The 17551-nt window shown below is 45.4% G+C and carries 19 protein-coding genes and 1 CRISPR repeat array; of the genes, 16 read left to right on the top strand and 3 right to left on the bottom strand.

Annotated features, from left to right (window positions below; genetic code table 11):
• Nucleotides 1–56: 56 nt before the first annotated feature.
• From cas7e to AC2A4J_RS19380, 10 genes are all read left to right on the top strand, one after another.
• Entirely contained in the window at nucleotides 57–731 is a 675-nt protein-coding gene (cas7e, locus tag AC2A4J_RS19425) for a type I-E CRISPR-associated protein Cas7/Cse4/CasC (protein ID WP_484177170.1), read from the top strand.
• A gap of 4 nt (nucleotides 732–735) precedes the next feature.
• Nucleotides 736–1467 (top strand): type I-E CRISPR-associated protein Cas5/CasD, encoded by a 732-nt coding sequence (cas5e, locus tag AC2A4J_RS19420; protein ID WP_484177169.1) that lies wholly within the window; start codon nucleotides 736–738, stop codon nucleotides 1465–1467.
• Between the two features lie 14 nt (nucleotides 1468–1481).
• The gene (gene cas6e / locus AC2A4J_RS19415; RefSeq protein ID WP_484177168.1) at nucleotides 1482–2186 is read left to right on the top strand and encodes a type I-E CRISPR-associated protein Cas6/Cse3/CasE; all 705 of its coding nucleotides are present in this window, start codon (nucleotides 1482–1484) and stop codon (nucleotides 2184–2186) included.
• Nucleotides 2187–2220: 34 nt separating this feature from the next.
• Complete coding sequence (locus tag AC2A4J_RS19410) at nucleotides 2221–2472, top strand: KilA-N domain-containing protein (RefSeq protein WP_484177167.1); 252 nt, start codon at nucleotides 2221–2223, stop codon at nucleotides 2470–2472.
• A gap of 38 nt (nucleotides 2473–2510) precedes the next feature.
• Nucleotides 2511–3044, top strand: coding sequence for a KilA-N domain-containing protein (locus tag AC2A4J_RS19405; RefSeq protein WP_484177166.1), 534 nt, complete (start codon nucleotides 2511–2513; stop codon nucleotides 3042–3044).
• A complete protein-coding gene (gene cas1e, locus AC2A4J_RS19400) occupies nucleotides 3044–3964 on the top strand; it encodes a type I-E CRISPR-associated endonuclease Cas1e (RefSeq protein ID WP_484177165.1) in 921 nt (306 codons plus the stop codon). The genes AC2A4J_RS19405 and cas1e overlap by 1 nt, the downstream gene beginning before the upstream one ends.
• Nucleotides 3965–3966: 2 nt before the next feature.
• A complete protein-coding gene (cas2e, locus tag AC2A4J_RS19395; protein WP_484177164.1) occupies nucleotides 3967–4257 on the top strand; it encodes a type I-E CRISPR-associated endoribonuclease Cas2e in 291 nt (96 codons plus the stop codon).
• 82 nt (nucleotides 4258–4339) lie between these two features.
• Nucleotides 4340–4917: direct repeats of the CRISPR family, unit length 29 nt; unit sequence GCGTTCCCCGAGCACACGGGGATAAACCG.
• Nucleotides 4918–5328: 411 nt separating this feature from the next.
• Entirely contained in the window at nucleotides 5329–5589 is a 261-nt protein-coding gene (locus AC2A4J_RS19390) for a GIY-YIG nuclease family protein (RefSeq protein ID WP_484177163.1), read from the top strand.
• 154 nt (nucleotides 5590–5743) lie between these two features.
• A complete protein-coding gene (locus tag AC2A4J_RS19385; protein WP_484177162.1) occupies nucleotides 5744–6721 on the top strand; it encodes a Fic family protein in 978 nt (325 codons plus the stop codon).
• Nucleotides 6722–6941: 220 nt separating this feature from the next.
• Nucleotides 6942–7448 (top strand): hypothetical protein, encoded by a 507-nt coding sequence (locus tag AC2A4J_RS19380; RefSeq protein WP_484177161.1) that lies wholly within the window; start codon nucleotides 6942–6944, stop codon nucleotides 7446–7448.
• A gap of 516 nt (nucleotides 7449–7964) precedes the next feature.
• On the opposite strand, the gene AC2A4J_RS19375 is transcribed toward AC2A4J_RS19380, so the two are convergent.
• A complete protein-coding gene (locus AC2A4J_RS19375) occupies nucleotides 7965–8663 on the bottom strand; it encodes a pirin family protein (protein ID WP_484177160.1) in 699 nt (232 codons plus the stop codon).
• 132 nt (nucleotides 8664–8795) lie between these two features.
• Between AC2A4J_RS19375 and AC2A4J_RS19370 the strand changes: the two genes are divergently transcribed.
• The 6 genes from AC2A4J_RS19370 (at nucleotide 8796) to yjfF (ending at nucleotide 15593) form a co-directional block, all read left to right on the top strand.
• The gene (locus AC2A4J_RS19370; RefSeq protein WP_484177159.1) at nucleotides 8796–9698 is read left to right on the top strand and encodes a LysR family transcriptional regulator; all 903 of its coding nucleotides are present in this window, start codon (nucleotides 8796–8798) and stop codon (nucleotides 9696–9698) included.
• 55 nt (nucleotides 9699–9753) lie between these two features.
• Nucleotides 9754–10701, top strand: a complete 948-nt coding sequence (locus AC2A4J_RS19365) for an AEC family transporter (RefSeq protein ID WP_484177158.1) — start codon at nucleotides 9754–9756, stop codon at nucleotides 10699–10701.
• Between the two features lie 219 nt (nucleotides 10702–10920).
• On the top strand, nucleotides 10921–11907 hold the full coding sequence (locus tag AC2A4J_RS19360; RefSeq protein ID WP_304941365.1) for an ABC transporter substrate-binding protein: 987 nt from the start codon (nucleotides 10921–10923) through the stop codon (nucleotides 11905–11907).
• 76 nt (nucleotides 11908–11983) lie between these two features.
• On the top strand, nucleotides 11984–13537 hold the full coding sequence (locus AC2A4J_RS19355) for a sugar ABC transporter ATP-binding protein (RefSeq protein ID WP_484177157.1): 1554 nt from the start codon (nucleotides 11984–11986) through the stop codon (nucleotides 13535–13537).
• 32 nt (nucleotides 13538–13569) lie between these two features.
• Nucleotides 13570–14628: an ABC transporter permease gene (locus tag AC2A4J_RS19350; protein WP_484177156.1), complete on the top strand. Its 1059-nt coding sequence runs from the start codon at nucleotides 13570–13572 to the stop codon at nucleotides 14626–14628.
• The gene (gene yjfF, locus AC2A4J_RS19345; protein WP_484177155.1) at nucleotides 14625–15593 is read left to right on the top strand and encodes a galactofuranose ABC transporter, permease protein YjfF; all 969 of its coding nucleotides are present in this window, start codon (nucleotides 14625–14627) and stop codon (nucleotides 15591–15593) included. Before AC2A4J_RS19350 ends, yjfF begins: the two co-directional genes overlap by 4 nt.
• Nucleotides 15594–15699: 106 nt before the next feature.
• Here the strand turns inward: yjfF and galU are convergent, their stop codons facing one another.
• On the bottom strand, nucleotides 15700–16536 hold the full coding sequence (gene galU / locus AC2A4J_RS19340) for a UTP--glucose-1-phosphate uridylyltransferase GalU (protein ID WP_484177154.1): 837 nt from the start codon (nucleotides 16534–16536) through the stop codon (nucleotides 15700–15702).
• 90 nt (nucleotides 16537–16626) lie between these two features.
• Nucleotides 16627–17505 carry an ArgP/LysG family DNA-binding transcriptional regulator gene (locus AC2A4J_RS19335; protein ID WP_484177153.1) on the bottom strand — a complete coding sequence of 293 codons (879 nt, stop codon included), beginning with the start codon at nucleotides 17503–17505 and terminating at the stop codon, nucleotides 16627–16629.
• Nucleotides 17506–17551: the final 46 nt, after the last annotated feature.

Genomic DNA, 17551 nt, shown 5'->3' with positions numbered 1-17551 from the left:
AAGTTCTTTTTTGTTCATTTGCATCTACCTATCCTTAATTCTCAATAGAATATGTTGTGATAGGCAGTTACACAAAATTAGTTACAGTCTCCTCTACTTTATCCAAAGCGTTGGCTGATATTCTTCTTGTTAAAGATTCTACGGCAACCGACATTGCACTCTTTGGAAGAATGCTTGCATCTGTTCCTTCTTATGGTTTTGAAGCCGCCGTACAAGTCGCCCATGCCATAACCATTCACAAAGTCGCTGTTGAAGACGATTATTTTACTGCTGTAGATGACTTAAATAACGGTGATGAAGATTCCGGCTCTGCACATATCGGTGAAGCGGGCTTTGGCGCTGGCGTATTTTATTTGTATGTGTGTATTAACCGTGAATTGTTGCAAAGCAATTTGGGTGATGACGCAGAGTTAACCAAACAATCCCTACATGCATTGGTTAACGCGGCTACCAAAGTATCGCCAACTGGCAAACAAAATAGTTTTGCGTCCCGCGCTTATGCGGCTTATGTGTTAGCTGAGAAGGGTGACCAACAGCCACGTTCGTTGGCTCAAGCATTTTTAAAGCCTGTAACGGGTGCAGATATGTTGGAGCGTGCGGTTAAAGAACTAACTAAGCGTGTTACTAATTTCGACACTGTGTATGGCAAATGCGCCGAAGCGCGCGAATCGTTTAACGTAGAAACTGGCGAAGGCAGCCTTGAAAAATTAATAACCTTCATAGGGGAATAACCCTATGAACTATTTAATTTTTCAATTGCAGGCACCTTTATCGGCGTGGGGGGAAACCGCTGTGGGCGAATATCGCCCCAGCGCTAATTACCCGAGTGAATCTGCATTAATTGGTTTGTTGGCGGCGGCACTAGGTATTGACCGTAGCGATGAAGATCAGCATCAAATTTTACGAGCCGAATTAAGTTTTGCGATTGGTGTTCAAAGTGCAGGGCGGTTATTACGTGATTATCAAACCGCGCAAGTACCGGGCAGAGTGTCGTTAAAAAATCGCTCGCACCGAACTCGCCGTGATGAACTTAATATGCCAAAAGAAAAGCTTAATACGATTCTATCGTCGCGCGATTATCGCCAAGATGCTGCTTGTTTGGTTGCAGTGCAAACTAAAACCGACTCTGTAATTTCTTTGGAAAGCTTGGCGCAAGCCATTCAACAACCCAAGTTTGTATTGTATCTCGGCCGTAAAACCTGCCCACCATCTTTGCCTTTATGGCCACAGATTATTGCGGCTGAAAATGCCTTGCAGGCAATGGAAGCTTATCGTTGTCAGTTGGCGGAGCAATCAGGCGAAGTGGTTTTGCCTTTGGAACGGCTGGTTTGGGGCGCAGGTATTAACGCTGGCGTACAAGAGGATTTGCAAATGGTTCGCAAAGACCGGTTGCTGTCGCGTGCGAATTGGCAATTTGGTGATCGCCCTGAATTTGTTGCTTTACTTGCGCAGCCAACACTTGTCTAACAGGAGTTTATAACATGTATTTTAGTTTGATAACGCCAACTCCAGGCATGGAGCGCGAAGCTGCCATTGAATGGGCTAAAGGGCCGTATGAGCAGCATCAGTGGTTGTGGAAATTTTTACCTGCGGAAGCTGGAACCCAACGCGATTTTTTGTTTCGAAGACGCGATGGAGAAAACAACGCGCCCGGTTTTTATCTATTGTCATCTCGTGAACCTGTTGCAATTTCATCGGCTTGGCAAGTGCAAGTAAAACTATTTAATCCGCAACTTAGTCAAGGGCAGAAATTTGCGTTTGATTTGCGTGTTAATCCAGTAGTTACGCACACTGCCGATGGCAAATCGCGCCGTGATGATGTGGTGATGCACAGAAAAAAACAGTTGCTCGCAGAGCGCGGGTTAAATCGCTGGTCGGACTGGAGTGATGCCGATACTGAAAAGCCATTGTTATATGACTTGGTGCAGGAGTCCTGCACACACTGGCTTGCTCGACGCGCAGAAACTTGCGGTTTCCGCTTGCTTGATGCGGAAGATGGAAAACAATTGCGTGTTGATGGCTATTTGCAGCAGCGTGCAGATAAAAAGGGAATTCGTTTTAGTACGGTAGATTTTTCGGGTGCATTAGAAGTTGTTAACCCTGAACTCTTCGGAAATTTCCTATTTCATGGAATCGGCAAAGCCAAAGCCTTCGGCTGCGGTTTGATGTTAATCCGTCGACTATAACCATGAAACAAACAACTCAATCAAGGAGGATGCCATGAACCCCAAACTACAAGTACTTGAACAAGACATTTCAACCACTACCAAGGATGGTAATGAATATATCTGTATCACCGATATCGCCAAATACAAAGGAAATGACAGAGCCGCGCACATCATCGGCAACTGGCTGCGTAATCGAAATACTGTTGAGTTTCTGGGTATTTGGGAGCAGTTGAATAACCCTGATTTTAAAGTCCTCGAATTCGAGGACTTTAAAATCAGGCCGGGCTCAACAGCTTCACCCTGACATCTAAGCAATGGAGCGAGCGGACCTCTGCTATCGGCTTGATCTCCAAAGCGGGTCGTTATGGCGGTACTTATGCACAAAAAGACATTGCCTTTGAGTTTGCAAGTTGGATATCTGTCGAGTTTAAACTTTACCTTATTAAAGAATTCCAACGTCTTAAAGAACAAGAGTTCCAGCATCTAGGCTGGGATATTCGTCGAAATTTAGCGAAAGTAAATTATCTTATTCATACCGATGCCATCAAAGAAAATCTCATTCCAGATTCGTTAACCCAACAACAAATTCAATTTGTCTACGCTAGTGAGGCCGATGTGCTTAATGTCGCTTTATTTGGCGTCACTGCTAAACAGTGGCGAGATGAAAGCCCTTCTTTAACTGGCAATATACGAGATCACGCCAACGTCCATCAATTAGTCTGTCTTGCGAACCTCGAATCACTTAACGCGCATTTTATAGAGCAAGGTGTTCCTCAATCAGAACGGGTGGTTAAGTTAAATGAATTAGCCATTCGTCAAATGGGGATTTTGACGGCGAATGATTTAATGCTTTTATCTCAGATGGAGGCAGAATAATGGCTGGATTTATACCGTTAAAGCCTATTCCAATAAAAGATCGAAACTCAATGATCTTCGTCGGTATGGGACGAATTGATGTGCGAGATGGTGCCTTTGTTGTCATTGATGACGTTAACGGCGAGAGAATGCATATTCCTGTGGGATCAATTGCATGCCTAATGTTAGAGCCGGGAACGAGAATTAGCCACGCCGCGATAAAGCTTGCCTCAACCACCGGAACTTTAGTTATTTGGGTAGGCGAAGCGGGAGTCCGGCTTTATTCAGCGGGGCAGCCAGGCGGGGCTAGATCAGATAAGCTTCTTTACCAAGCTCAACTCGCTTTGGACGAATCCTTAAGATTAAAAGTTGTTCGTAAAATGTTTGAAATTCGCTTTGGCGAAGCACCACAACGAAGAAGCGTCGATCAACTTCGTGGTATTGAAGGCGCAAGAGTTCGACAAATTTACCAAATGTTAGCCAAGCAATATAACGTTCAGTGGAATGGTCGGCGTTACGACCCAAAAGACTGGGAGGCTGGGGATAAAGTGAATCAGTGTTTGAGCGCAGCAACATCGTGTTTATATGGTGTTACAGAAGCGGCTATTTTGGCCGCAGGCTATGCGCCAGCTATTGGTTTCTTGCATACAGGTAAACCACTCTCCTTTGTGTATGACATTGCCGATTTAATCAAATTTGAAACCGTTGTTCCGATTGCTTTCAAAATAGCCGCAAAATCTCCCTACCAGCCAGATAAAGAAGTGCGCATCGCTTGTCGTGAAGCATTTCGGACGGAAAAAGTGCTCAAAAGGCTGATCCCTCTTATTGAAGAAGTCTTGGCTGCAGGAGAAATAGAACCACCGAAACCGCCAGAAGACTCACAACCTCCAGCCATACCAGAGCCTGAATCCACTGGTGATACTGGACATAGGAATAAGTAACGATGGCGATGATTACAGTTGTTACAGAAGCCGTTCCTCCTCGATTAAGAGGTCGATTAGCGGTTTGGTTATTAGAAGTTAGAGCGGGCGTTTATGTTGGTGATGTGACAAGACGTGTCCGAGAAATGATTTGGGAGCAAATAGAAGTATTGGCAGAAGAGGGTAATGTGGTAATGGCATGGGCGACTAATACAGAATCAGGTTTTGACTTTATTACCTATGGTACAAACCGCCGAATGCCCATCGATTTAGATGGATTAAGGCTTGTTATATTTACGCCGGATCACGAATAAATACAGAAATATTGCTCTTTAAAAAGTTGGTAGAAATTTTAAGAGATTATTTCTCTTTATAGAACAATAGTATACATTTAGAGCGTTCCCCGAGCACACGGGGATAAACCGATTTTCACTTTTCCTTTTTTAGTAATGATTTTGCGTTCCCCGAGCACACGGGGATAAACCGCCGCTGAGCGCACCGAGAAATCAGTTGATGAAGCGTTCCCCGAGCACACGGGGATAAACCGCATTTACACCATCAACCACATCTTCCACATAGGCGTTCCCCGAGCACACGGGGATAAACCGATATGTTTTCAGGTACTTTAGATTCCTCTCTGGCGTTCCCCGAGCACACGGGGATAAACCGCGGGACCTATTACTACTACAAAATGCCAGACGGCGTTCCCCGAGCACACGGGGATAAACCGTCTATCCGAATGCATTTGTTCGAACGGGTAAAGCGTTCCCCGAGCACACGGGGATAAACCGCCCAGTATTAGAAAATACAGCTGGCACCTCTGGCGTTCCCCGAGCACACGGGGATAAACCGGTTGAGCCTTTAGTGATGGCGATGATCAGTCAGCGTTCCCCGAGCACACGGGGATAAACCGATTTTAACGTAACTCCCCGCGACCCATCTTCGGCGTTCCCCGAGCACACGGGGATAAACCGCTACGCGACGATTTTGCTGTGCTTGTTGCTGGGCGTTCCCCACAGCCGTGGGGATTAACCGATAAGCATAGCGTTTGATCAGAGTCTTGTAGAGCGTTCCCCACAGCCGTGGGGATTAACCGGCAAAAAATCACCTGTTGCTTGATTCCATCTAGCGTTCCCCACAGCCGTGGGGATTAACCGACGCTAAATTTCCGGTTAACGATTGGAAGCCAGCGTTCCCCACAGCCGTGGGGATTAACCGGCTGGCGGATCAGAAACTCAGCGTGCAGAGCTGCGTTCCCCACAGCCGTGGGGATTGAAACACAGACAGAGACTGAGGTTTATCAACTGTTTCTGGTCGCGTCTCACGCAGTCGCAGCCTCCAGCTTTTTGCTTATTTTTTAACAAATTAACGGCATGACAGGGATAGTGAACAATAAACAAGCTCTTGCTAGTCAAAAGAATGGAACGCTTTATAAAGGTGTAACCAGTGACCTTGTTAAACGTATGTATCAGCACAAAACGCAATTGCATTCTAATAGTTTTTCCGCTAAATACGGTGTGCATATATTAGTATGGTATGTTGCTGGCGAGGATATTAGTTCAGCTATAGCATTAGAAAAGAAAATAAAGAATAGAAACAGGAAGTGGAAAATAGCCTTGATAGAAAAGGATAATCCTGAATGGTAGGATTTAAGTATTGGATTTATGGATTCTGCGACTAACGCGCAAAATGACAACAGTGTGGGGTATAAATGAGTAAAACGCTAAAGGAAGTATCAAAGGTAGTTATTCGAGATTTTCGAATAACTACCAACGATGTCAAGCATAAGGAGGCAACCTAATGGCCTACCAACCGCCTTTTACCATCACCACCGATATTTTGAATTTAGTGGCACAAATCAGCCAGCAGGTCGGTGAATTAAACGCCAGCCAGCTCAATGCCTCGCCGCAACTGCGTAAACAAAACCGCATAAAAACCATTACTGGCACGCTGGCGATTGAAGGCAATACTTTAACCGAAGAGCAAATCACTGCCATTGTTGAAGGTAAACCCGTGTTGGGTAGCGTGCGCGAGCTGGCCGAGGTAAAAGGTGCGATAGCGGCTTATGATGCCCTTCCTACATTCACACCTAGTGCCATTGACGATTTACTCACAGCTCACGGTTTAATGCTGTCAGATATTCTCGTGAATGCGGGTGAGTTTCGCAGTAAAGGGGTGGGTATCCATAAAGGTGGTGTCGTGCACCACGTTGCACCGCCTGCCCATCAAGTATCCGGTTTAATGGCTGACTTAATCCAATGGCTCAAGCAAACAAAAGATCACCCATTGATCGCCAGTTGTGTATTTCACTATGAATTCGAGTTTATTCACCCGTTTGCTGATGGTAACGGTCGTATGGGGCGGTTATGGCAAACGCTGATCTTGTCTAAGTGGCATCCGTTATTTTTATCCTTGCCGCTAGAAAGTGTGATTAAAGATCATCAGCAAGCGTATTATCACGCCCTTGAGCAGGCCGATAGCCAAGCGGATAGCACGCCTTTTATACATTTTATCTTGTCGGTTATTCAGCAAACGTTAACGCAAAACGCCCCTGTAAATACCCCTGTAAATGCCCTTGTAAATTTAACTGGCCTTAAAACACCTGAGGCTATTTTAGCATTGCTGAGTAGCACGCCTGAGCTGACCCGACAAAAACTCGCTGATACCTTGAATAAAGACGTTAGAACCATTGGCCGCGCCATTAGCAAATTACAACAAGAAGGTAAATTAACCCGAATAGGCTCAGATAAAACCGGCCATTGGCAAGTCACTGAATAATGCGATGTACTGGCTGGTTCCATTTTGGAACACACCACTGTTACAAACTCTTAATAAGGTCGAGTTTACATACTTGCCTAAAAGAGCAATCAGAAGCTTTTTATGAGGTTTTCTCACCAATTATCAAATCGCTAAATTTATAGATTCGTTTTATTGAAGTAAGGAAGGTAGTTTGGCAAGGGAAGGGACGATTGATCATCTAAAATCATTGGACTCGGTAATGGAGCCAGATATTAGGCAGCAGCATTTGTGTACATTAGAAGAAATGCATCAATTGTTGGATGATATTGTGCTTAACGATGAGGTCCCCGATGATGTCTACCAACTGTTTGAGACATCGAAAAACTTAAGTCTCTATTCTTGGTTTATGTATCGTTTTCATCAAGTAGCTGAATTGATGAGCTATACAGCATTAGAAATGGCATTAAGACACCGCTATCTTTTAGAGCATCCTAATAAAAAAGAAAAAGAAGTGCCTGCACTGCAAGGTTTGTTAAACCATGCAAAACAGAAAAAATGGCTGTCAAACGAGAAATTCCCAACTGCCATGGAAAAGGCAGTCGCAAATGCACACCATAAAAAAGTAATAAGGACACTTTCTGCAACTGGGCAAAATCATGAACCTATTATTATAGATGAGCCAAGTGAAGCTGAAGTGTTAGAAGCATTAAATGAACTAGATCCAGTTGGCTGTACGGTAGAAGCGTCAGCTAAAATTCGAAACTAACTTGCCCATGGTTCTAGCACGCTTCATCCTGGAAGTATTGCTACTTTGAAACGTAATGCGGCTGTTATTAATCAGCTTTTTAATTAGTCTGCACCCATATTAGGCAATGTTATTAAGCAAAGTTTCATTGCCGCGTACGTGGTTTAGACGTTTTTAAAGACATCGAATTCGATGTGTTTAATCTTTGTTGTCGAGTAGCTATCCTAGAATCGACAGGCTTTCGTTTGGCTAAACCCGTTGAATTCGACTGGTTTAAGTTGAGATCATACTGGGCCGCTGTGGCAGATCACGGTCGTTCCTCCCTCATGCTGCCCTACGTTTTGGTGGTTTAGTGTTTGTGAGGTTGAGGGAGAGCGGCAGATCACGGTCGTTCCTCCCTCATGCTGCCCTACGGTTTGGTGGTGTGGTGTTTGTGAGGTTGAAAGAGGACGGCAGGTCACGGTCGTTGCTCTTTTTTGCTTCCCTCACGCTCATGCCGCCCTACGTTTTGTTGGGGTGCTTTTTGACTTGGTGGGGTTACACCAAGTCAAAAAGCAGTGCTTTGACGCGTTGCTCGCTTAGTCTCTCAAAGTTAATTTCTGATACGTTTTCAATCTTTGCACCGTCGCCAGGTTGCATGGTGATGCCGTCGCCTAGGGACAGTTCGCCTTCGATCAGGTGCACATAGTAGTGGCGTTTGCTGTCTGCTTGCCATGTGGCTTGTTGCTGATCTTCTAGGATCAGTTGGATGAGTTGCATGTCTTGTTTCACTTGCAAGGTGCCATGTGCGCCATCGGGTGTGATGATGGTGGTGAAGCCTTGTGCTTGGCTAAATTCCTTTTGTTGGTAGCCTGGCTCTCCACCTAGTTTATTTGGCATGATCCAGATCTGTAGGAATTTCAGCATGTCTGTTCCAGAGGCGTTGAATTCACTGTGGTAAACGCCTTTGCCTGCGGACATGAGTTGGTATTCGCCTGCTGGTAATTCTTTTACGTTGCCTGCGCTGTCTTTGTGGGCGATGGTTCCTTCTAATACTAGGCTTAGTATTTCCATGTCTTTATGGCCATGAGTTTCGAAACCTGCGCCTGGGGTGACTGTATCATCATTGATGACGCGTAGGTCTGAAAAGCCCATATGTTGAGGGTCGTAGTAGCTACCAAAAGAAAACGTATGATGGCTGTCTAGCCAACCAAAGTTAGCGTGTCCACGGTCTTGTGCGTTGCGAATAGTGATCATGTTGTTTCTCCTAATGGCTACCGAAGGCAAAGGTGCTTGCGGTGTATGAAATGAGTGTAGGCGTCGAAGAAAAGAAAGAAAATCGGAAGGTTTTGAGCTAGTATTTCAAAAAATTTGAATAAAGGTTGAGTTATGGCATACGCGGTGACATTGGAAGCATTACGGGTGTTAGAGGCGATTCATCAGTTGGGCAGTTTTGCGGCCGCGGCAGATGCTTTGTTCAAAGTGCCGTCTGCCTTGACCTACACAGTAAAAAAATTGGAAGACGATTTGGGCGTGGCTTTGTTTGATCGCTCACGACAAAAAGCTGTATTAACCCCGGCGGGTCACCTAGTGCTGGAGCAAGGTCGGAGCATTTTAGAAGCGGCCATGCGTTTAGAAGATTCAATTAAGCAATTTGAGTCTGGCTGGGAGCCGAAGCTAAGAATCGCCCGAGATACGGCACTGTTGGAACTCCCCTTGATGTCTGTTGTTGGGGATTTTTTATCGCAGAATCGACCGGTGGAGTTGACCTTGTCTGAAGAAGCGGTCGGTGGAGGTTGGGATGCATTACAAGACGATAGAGCGGATTTGGTGATCGGTGCGACGGGTGAGTTGCCAAAGGGGAATGTTCATATTCGTGCCATTGGTGAAATAGAATTTGTTTTTGCTGTCGCGCCAACGCACCCGTTGGCGTTGACCGATGGGCCGATTACAGCGGCGCAATTACGCCAATATCCTTCTATTGTCGTGGCGGATAGTTCAAAAATTTTGCCAGCGCGTAGTAGTGGGATTTTTGAGAGTCGTCAGGTGCTCAGGGTCGATACCATGCGCAGTAAAATTCAGGCGCAATGTCTGGGCTTGGGAGTTGGGTATTTGCCAAAACATCGTATTGCTGACGAGTTAAGCTCTGGGCGTTTGGTGCTACGCCAATGTGAGTTGCCAAGGCCGAATCAGATGGCGTATTTGGCATGGCGTAAAGAGGACCCAGGCAAAGGGTTGTCTTGGTTTGTTGAGCAATTAGCCGCGCAAGACTGGCAACTGCTTTCTGTCTGAGTTATCGCCATCTAAAAAGTTTCTACTTTAGACTTTAGGTTTATTAGGGGTATTTGTGTTTTCTCTCTCTCTTTCGGTGTTACCAGTATTTTTGCTTTTGATGGCGGGGGCTGTTTGCCAGCGTTGGCGTTTTCCGATGGAAGGCTTTTGGTCTGGCGTTGATAAGTTTACTTATTGGGTGCTGTTTCCTGCTTTGTTGTTTAGTAAAACGTCACAGATCGATTTCAGTAATCCCATGCTGCCAAAATATGCGTTTATTTTGTTGTTTGCTTTGTTTGTGACGGCGGTTTTTGTGTTTGTCAGTACCTGGTTAATGAAGGTGGTTGCTCCGACGGCTTCGTCTATGTTGCAAGCGGGCGTGAGGTTTAACACTTTTGTTATGTTGGCTTTAGCGGGCAGTTTGTACGGCAATGACGGATTGGTGCTGGCGGCGTTGGGCGCTTCTGTGTTGATTCCTTCTATTAATGTATTTCTGGTGGTGTCTATGACCTTGATGCATGGGACGTCGTCGGCTGATAGTTCGTCAGCCAATTCCTTGCCTCGTTTGTTAAGTGGCGCTTTGATTCGCAATCCTTTGATCGTGTCGATTGTACTGGGTAGCAGTTTGAATTTGTTAGGGTTAACACCGATTGTTCTGGTTTCCGATGTATTGAGTATGCTGTCGCAAGCAGCGTTGCCTCTGGTATTGCTGGCCGTTGGCGCGAGTGTACGTTTAGAAGCGATACGCTCTGTGGGGATGACCTTTGTGATGTCTTCAGTTGCACGTTTTGTGGTGTTTCCTTTGGTGATTGGCTTAATGTGCTGGTGGCTAGATGTGCGAGGCTTACCAGCGTTAGTTGCTGTGTTGTTTGGTGTGGTACCAACGGCAACATCGGCGTACGCCTTGGCCCGTCAGTTGGGCGGAGATGCTGATAGGATGTCAGCTTATATTACGATGCAGACTTTATTGTCTGTGGTGACTTTGCCTGTGAGCATTTGGTTAAGTCAGTTATATTTGATGTGATGTAAAGATCTATTTAATGGCTGAAAAATACCATATGGTGAATAAAAAAGTCATGTTAGGGTGTTTTTGCATATCAATATTGATATGGTTTTCGCTGTAACTTGCATTTGAAAGGTTAGAAGGGGGGATATATTGTGAATTGTAGGGTGTTGGTTTATCTGTAAATACAGGTAGATGATGCTCAGTACTGATCACAACAAAAACAAAAAGGAATCTAGTATGAAATCTCTCTCTATTCGCCCATCGTTGCCATGGCTGGGTGCATTTAAACGCAAAGCTGTGTTAACTACTTTCTCTGTATTACTTCCTGTGTTGTCCGCTTCGGCGATGGCAGCAGACCTCACAATAGGCTTTTCGCAAATTGGTTCGGAAAGTGGCTGGCGAACGTCTGAAACCGAATCCATTAAAGCCGAGGCAGAACGCCGTGGTTATGACCTAAAATTCTCTGATGCTCAACAAAAGCAAGAAAACCAAATCAAAGCTGTGCGTTCGTTTATCGCGCAAGGCGTTGATGGCATTTTGCTGGCTCCTGTGGTGGAAACCGGTTGGGATCAAGTATTGAAAGAAGCGCAGCGCGCTAAAATCCCGGTTGTTCTAATTGACCGTGGTGTGGCGGCAGATCCCAGCATGTATCTAACGAAAGTCGCTTCTGATTTCAAAGAGGAAGGCGCGTTGGCGGCATCTTGGTTGGCGGCGAAAACCAATGGCCGTTGTAATATCGTCGAATTGCAAGGTTCCGTTGGTTCTTCTGCAGCGATCGACCGTAAGACTGGTTTTGATGCGGTGATTGGCAATTTCCCTAATATGACGATTACTCGCTCTCAGTCGGGTTCTTTTACTCGCGCAGGCGGTAAAGAAGTCATGGAAAGTTTCTTGAAAGCAGAAGGCGGTGCGAAGAATATCTGTGCCTTGTTTGCTCATAATGATGACATGGCATTGGGCGCGATCCTTGCGATGAAAGAAGCGGGTGTAAAACCAACTAAAGACATTTTGGTTGTGTCTATCGATGCGGTGCCAGATATCTTTAAAGCCATGGCTGACGGTGAAGCGAATGCGACTATCGAGTTGAATCCTCATCTTGGTGGCCCTGCATTTGATGCCATTCTAGCGTCTCAGGATGGTAAAAAAGTCGATAAGTGGATCAAAGCAAACGGTCCTTTGTACCTACCTGATACAGCGGCTGCGGAATACGCGAAGCGTAAATAATAGAACGACACACCTAGAAGCAAGGCGCTTCTAGGTGTGGATTATTGTTTTATGCTAGCGAAACGGAGACAGCGGTATGTCGCAATTAGCTAATGAAACCTTGATAGCCAAAGAAACGGTCGAAGCGGGGCAGAGCGCAGTTCGTCCCTTGCTTGAAATCAAACACCTATCTAAATCTTTTACCGGCGTTCAAGCCCTGAATGATGTGTCTTTACAGATCCAACAGGGGGAGATTCGCGCCTTGCTGGGTGAAAATGGTGCCGGTAAATCCACTCTGATAAAAGTACTGACGGGCGTTTATCCGCGTGACAGCGGTGAGATTCTATTAGATGGCAGCTTGATCAGTGCCTCTGATAGCGGTCATGCACAGCGCTTAGGGATAAGCACGGTTTATCAAGAAGTGAACCTTATTCCTACCATGTCTGTAATGGAAAACCTGACGTTACAGCATCAAGAAAAAACCTTTGGCCTGATTAGCTGGAAGAAAGCGGAAATTCGCGCTAGAGAATTATTGGCGCAAGTGGGTTTAGACATAGATCCATTGAGTCAGCTAGATACCTATTCGATTGCGATTCAGCAACTCGTCGCGATTGCTCGTGCGTTAAGTACTCAAGCCAAAATGCTGATCTTAGATGAGCCGACGGCCAGTTTAGACAGTGACGAGATTAAGCAGTTGTTTGACCTAATGGCACGGCTGAAATCCGAAGGCTTGGGTATTATTTTTGTAACGCATTTCTTGGATCAGGTTTACAGCATTACCGATAGTATTACTGTATTGCGTAATGGTGAGTGCATTGGCACCTTCAAAACTGCGGAGCTGTCTCGCTCCGATTTGGTCAGTCACATGGTAGGGAAATCTCTAGAGGACCTTGCGCCAACCGCTCACGATCATTCCATCAAACGAGAGCGCACTGAGCTGCTACAGCTAAATAATGTTGGTAAACAGCGTTATCTCCAGCCGTTGAATTTGAATATCGCCGCAGGGGAAATTGTTGGTGTGGCGGGCCTATTAGGTTCTGGTCGAACGGAGTTGTGTGAATTGGCCTATGGTTCGGTGAAACCGGATCAAGGGGAAGTGACACTAAGTAATCATTCATTAACAAAATCCTCTTTGCGTCGTGCCATTCAGGTTGGTATGGGGTATTGCCCAGAAGATCGCAAGCAAGATGGCATAGTGGCGGAATTGAGCGTTAGGGAAAACATGATCCTTGCGTTGCAGGCGAGCAAAGGTTGGTGGTCGCCAATTTCTATGGCTGAGCAACAAAAGCTAGTAGAAGAAATGATTCAGCGCTTGGCAATAAAAACACCTGATATGGATAAGCCAATTGGTGAATTAAGTGGTGGTAATCAGCAAAAGGTTATCCTTGCTCGTTGGTTGATTACGCATCCGGCATTATTAATTCTAGACGAGCCAACACGGGGCATTGATATCGGTGCTCATCACGAAATCATTCAAATTATTAAAGAACTGTGTGAGCAAGGTATGGGGCTATTAGTTGCGTCTTCTGAGTTAGAAGAGTTGGTGATGTTTGCTCATCGCGTGGTGGTGATGAAAGACCATCACAAGGTATCTGAACTTCATGGTGATGAGGTTTCGGAGCAGGCTATATTACGCACCATTGCGAGCTAGTCATTTTTTAAGTATTCAAAGTAGCTGTTCATATGAAAAAAAATAACTTTTTGCATAAACATCAAAAAACGCTCGCGCCTTTGTTGTCTTTGGTGCTGATCATCTTGGTTACGGCGTCGGTAACGCCGGGTTTTCTGAGCATTCGAATGGTCGATGGCCACCTGTTTGGTAGTCTATTGGACATCCTTCATCGCGCAACGCCTACAGCGTTAGTGGCTTTGGGGATGGCGGTGGTCATTGGTACTCGTGGTATTGATTTGTCGGTCGGTGCGGTGATTGCAATTTCTGGTGCGGTGACGGCTGTGCTGACGGTGAATACCGATTGGCCGGTAGGATTGGTGATTTTATGTGCTTTAGGCGCTGGCATGCTGTGCGGTTTGTGGAATGGCATTTTGGTGTCGGTATTTAATATTCAGCCGATTGTCGCCACGTTAATTTTGATGGTGGCAGGACGTGGTATCGCGCAGATGATTACGGAAGGGCAAATCGTCACCTTCCATTCTGATGTATTGGATGCCATTGGCAACGGATATTTCTTGGCATTTCCTATTCGCGTGTGGATTGCGATAGGCATGATTGCTTTAACCGTTTTGGTGATGCGTAAAACCGCGCTGGGCTTGTTTATTGAGTCGGTGGGGGCGAACGTGCGAGCCAGCCGATTGGTTGGGATCGAGGCGCGCTTGTTAGTTTTGTCTGCATATGTTTTTTCGGGGCTTTGTGCTGCGATGAGCGGCATTATTCTCGCGGCCGATATTCGCGGAGCCGATGCCAATAATGCGGGTTTATGGCTAGAACTGGATGCCATTTTAGCGGTGGTGTTAGCCGGTGCTTCGTTAGCGGGCGGGCGTATTTATTTGCTGCTGACGATTGTTGGCGTGTTAATTATTCAAACTTTAACCACGGCGATTCTGACCAGTGGTTTGCCTGTTCAATATAATTTGGTGGTGAAAGCAACCATTATTCTCGCGGTATTGTTGGTTCAATCACCAAAGACTCGTCAATGGATATCTGATTTTTTCACGAAAAAGAAGCGTGCAGCTAATAGTAGTACTGGTAAAGCGGATACCGGTAAAGGGAGCATAAAACCATGATTAATGAACGTAATTTGCCGATATTGGCAACGCTATTGGTTTTTATCCTTTTGTATGGTTTTGGCATGTATGAGTACAAGGGCTTTCGTGACACCTTAGTATTCTCAAACTTATTGACGGATAACGCGTTTCTGATCATCACTGCGATCGGTATGACTTTTGTCATCCTGTCTGGTGGTATCGATTTATCGGTCGGGTCGATGATCGCGTTTATCGGTGTTTTGATGGCCTATCTGATTACCAATACTGGCATGCATCCTCTGTTTGCTATTGGTATCGCTTTGATTGTGGGTGTGGCTTTTGGCGCGATAATGGGCGTTATTATTGCGTTCTTCGAGATTCAGGCTTTTATCGTAACCTTAGCAGGGATGTTTTTGTTTCGTGGTTTGGCGTATTTGATCAACCTAGACGCGGTGCCGATTGATCACCCGTTTATCAGTGGCTTGTATGATATTTATGTGCCGTTACCTGGGCGCGGAGGTCTGACTTTCATTGCCATGGCTATGTTGGTGTTGCTTGCGTTGGGTATATTGATTGCTCGTAGAACTCGATTTGGTATGAGTGTGTATGCGCTGGGAGGAGACAGTCATTCGGCAGCCTTGCTAGGCGTGCCAGTGAAAAAGACTATTATTAAAATCTATGCCTTGAGCGGATTTTACAGCGCTATGTCTGGGGTAATCTTTGCGATATATACAGGCTCGGCTTATCCACTTGCAGCGGTTGGGGTCGAGTTAGATGCTATCGCCGCAGTGGTGATTGGCGGTACCTTGTTAACGGGCGGAGTGGGTTATGTATTTGGTACTTTCTTGGGTGGAATGATCCAAGGCATTATTCAAACCTTGATTACTTTTGATGGCTCGTTAAATAGCTGGTGGACCAAATTAGCTGTGGGTGGCTTGTTGTTGTTCTTTATCTTGCTACAAAAAGGCATCGTGTATTGGGTGAAAAAACGCTCAGCGGCTTAGGGGTTTACACTGAGCTTGCTAGTGTAATCAGGCGCAAAAAAAGCCAGTACATTTGATGTACTGGCTTTTTTGATCCAATTTGGTGCGTTTTAATGCTTTGGCAAGGTTACGCTTCTGTAGGATCTTGGTAAATATTTTTGTAGCAGAAGTTGGTTGCCTCAACGAAGCCGTCAACGCTACCGCAGTCAAAACGTTTGCCTTTGAATTTATACGCTAATACACAGCCTTCTTGTGCTTGCTGCAAGATGGCATCAGTTATTTGTACTTCACCATTACGACCTGCTGGCGTACTACGGATCTTGTCAAAAATATCAGGTGTTAGGATGTAGCGGCCGATGATAGCAAGGTTTGATGGTGCATCTTCTTTTGCCGGTTTTTCCACCATGTCGGTAACACGGTATAGGCCGTCCATCATGGATTCGCCTTTGATGACGCCATATTTGTGCACTTCGTCTTCTGGTACTTCTTCAATCGCAACTATAGTGCAACGGAATTGGTTATACAGTTTAACCATTTGTGCCATTACGCCATCATCTTCACCGAAGCAAAGGTCATCCGCTAGTACCACACCAAAGGCTTCATCACCAATAAGTGGTTCACCAGTGAGGATCGCATGGCCTAGACCTAACATGTTGTTTTGACGAGTAAAAGAAAAGTTTACGTTGTCGATCAGGTGGCGTATGCCATCTAGGTATTTTTCTTTATTGGTGCCGGCAATTTGATGTTCTAGTTCATAGCTGATGTCGAAATGGTCGGCAATGGCACGTTTACCACGACCCGTTACGAAGGTGACATTGTCTAAGCCTGCTTTGACCGCTTCTTCTACGCCGTATTGAACCAAAGGCTTGTTTACGATAGGAAGCATTTCTTTGGGCATGGACTTAGTGGCAGGCAAAAAACGGGTGCCGTAACCAGCAACAGGGAATAGACATTTTCGAATCATAATTTTTCCTTAAAATAGTTTTGTTAAATGGCTGCCCAAAAAGCGACTGAACATATGCATATCGCCAGTCAGTTTTTAAAGATGACTTTATTATATAGCATCTCGTGTGACATTTAATATCACCTTAGTTAATCGATCTAATACAGGTGAGTTGAGTTTGTACCAATGCCAATAAAGAGGCAAGGCTAGGCGCTTGTTTGGCAGTAAGGATACCAGTTTCTTGCTTTTTATTTTCTGTTTGATTTGAATACTAGGAATTAAAGCACAGACTGTGCCACCCATTACAAGTTCAACAAAGCCATGTGAAGAGGGATACCAATGACTGTGGCTCACATCGGTTGTTACGTTTAAGCATTCATTCTGATATCGCGCCCAAAGTTCATCATGTTCGTCGTAAATCAAAGACGGCGATTTTAAAACGGCTTCGGCGCTGAGGTCTCCTTTCAGGTGTTCTTCTATAAAACTGGGTGTGGCGACCAGTTCGTAATGCATGTTGCCAAGAAAGATAGAATCCCCACCCGCTACTGGTGTACCAATTTGACTGACACAAGCTACCACTTCGCCCGTTTGTAATAGAGCGCGAGTGTTGGCTTGGTCGGCGGCTTTAATATGTAACTTGGTGAAGTCTGTTGCAGAGAATTGTCTGACCACGTCGGTAAACCAAGTCGCGAGCACATCGTTGTTGACCGCAATGCTTATCGGTTGTGTAGCTTGATTGCCTTGGATTGCTTCTTGTAGTCCCTCTTCGAGCATGGCGACTTTGTTGAAATGCGCTAGTAGTTGCTCGCCAAGTGGTGTGGCAACCACAGGTCTGGCACGAATCAGTAGAGGGCGGCCGCAGACTTGTTCTAAGCGTTTGATATTTTGTGACACCGCAGATTGTGTCAGGTGAAGATATTCTGCTGCTTTGTCAAAACTTTGGAACTTCAAAACAGCGTGAAGTGAGGATAGTGCTTTATAATCCATCATAAATTTATCTAATATAAATTTAGTTTAATTAATTTTAATTTAATGG

The sequence above is a fragment of the Marinomonas sp. ATLA20 genome, from assembly GCF_057180105.1.
Note: the sequence above shows the minus strand (reverse complement) of the source record. Positions and strands in the feature narration are given on the sequence as shown.

Excerpts from the sequence above, each read along its gene's own strand:
- cas5e (WP_484177169.1), top strand. The coding sequence starts at position 736 with ATGAACTATTTAATTTTTCAATTGCAGGCACCTTTATCGGCGTGGGGG.
- cas6e (WP_484177168.1), top strand. The coding sequence starts at position 1,482 with ATGTATTTTAGTTTGATAACGCCAACTCCAGGCATGGAGCGCGAAGCT.
- AC2A4J_RS19410 (WP_484177167.1), top strand. The coding sequence starts at position 2,221 with ATGAACCCCAAACTACAAGTACTTGAACAAGACATTTCAACCACTACC.
- cas1e (WP_484177165.1), top strand. The coding sequence starts at position 3,044 with ATGGCTGGATTTATACCGTTAAAGCCTATTCCAATAAAAGATCGAAAC.
- cas2e (WP_484177164.1), top strand. The coding sequence starts at position 3,967 with ATGGCGATGATTACAGTTGTTACAGAAGCCGTTCCTCCTCGATTAAGA.
- AC2A4J_RS19385 (WP_484177162.1), top strand. The coding sequence starts at position 5,744 with ATGGCCTACCAACCGCCTTTTACCATCACCACCGATATTTTGAATTTA.
- AC2A4J_RS19380 (WP_484177161.1), top strand. The coding sequence starts at position 6,942 with ATGGAGCCAGATATTAGGCAGCAGCATTTGTGTACATTAGAAGAAATG.
- AC2A4J_RS19375 (WP_484177160.1), bottom strand. The coding sequence starts at position 8,663 with ATGATCACTATTCGCAACGCACAAGACCGTGGACACGCTAACTTTGGT.
- AC2A4J_RS19370 (WP_484177159.1), top strand. The coding sequence starts at position 8,796 with ATGGCATACGCGGTGACATTGGAAGCATTACGGGTGTTAGAGGCGATT.
- AC2A4J_RS19360 (WP_304941365.1), top strand. The coding sequence starts at position 10,921 with ATGAAATCTCTCTCTATTCGCCCATCGTTGCCATGGCTGGGTGCATTT.
- AC2A4J_RS19355 (WP_484177157.1), top strand. The coding sequence starts at position 11,984 with ATGTCGCAATTAGCTAATGAAACCTTGATAGCCAAAGAAACGGTCGAA.
- AC2A4J_RS19350 (WP_484177156.1), top strand. The coding sequence starts at position 13,570 with ATGAAAAAAAATAACTTTTTGCATAAACATCAAAAAACGCTCGCGCCT.
- yjfF (WP_484177155.1), top strand. The coding sequence starts at position 14,625 with ATGATTAATGAACGTAATTTGCCGATATTGGCAACGCTATTGGTTTTT.
- galU (WP_484177154.1), bottom strand. The coding sequence starts at position 16,536 with ATGATTCGAAAATGTCTATTCCCTGTTGCTGGTTACGGCACCCGTTTT.
- AC2A4J_RS19335 (WP_484177153.1), bottom strand. The coding sequence starts at position 17,505 with ATGATGGATTATAAAGCACTATCCTCACTTCACGCTGTTTTGAAGTTC.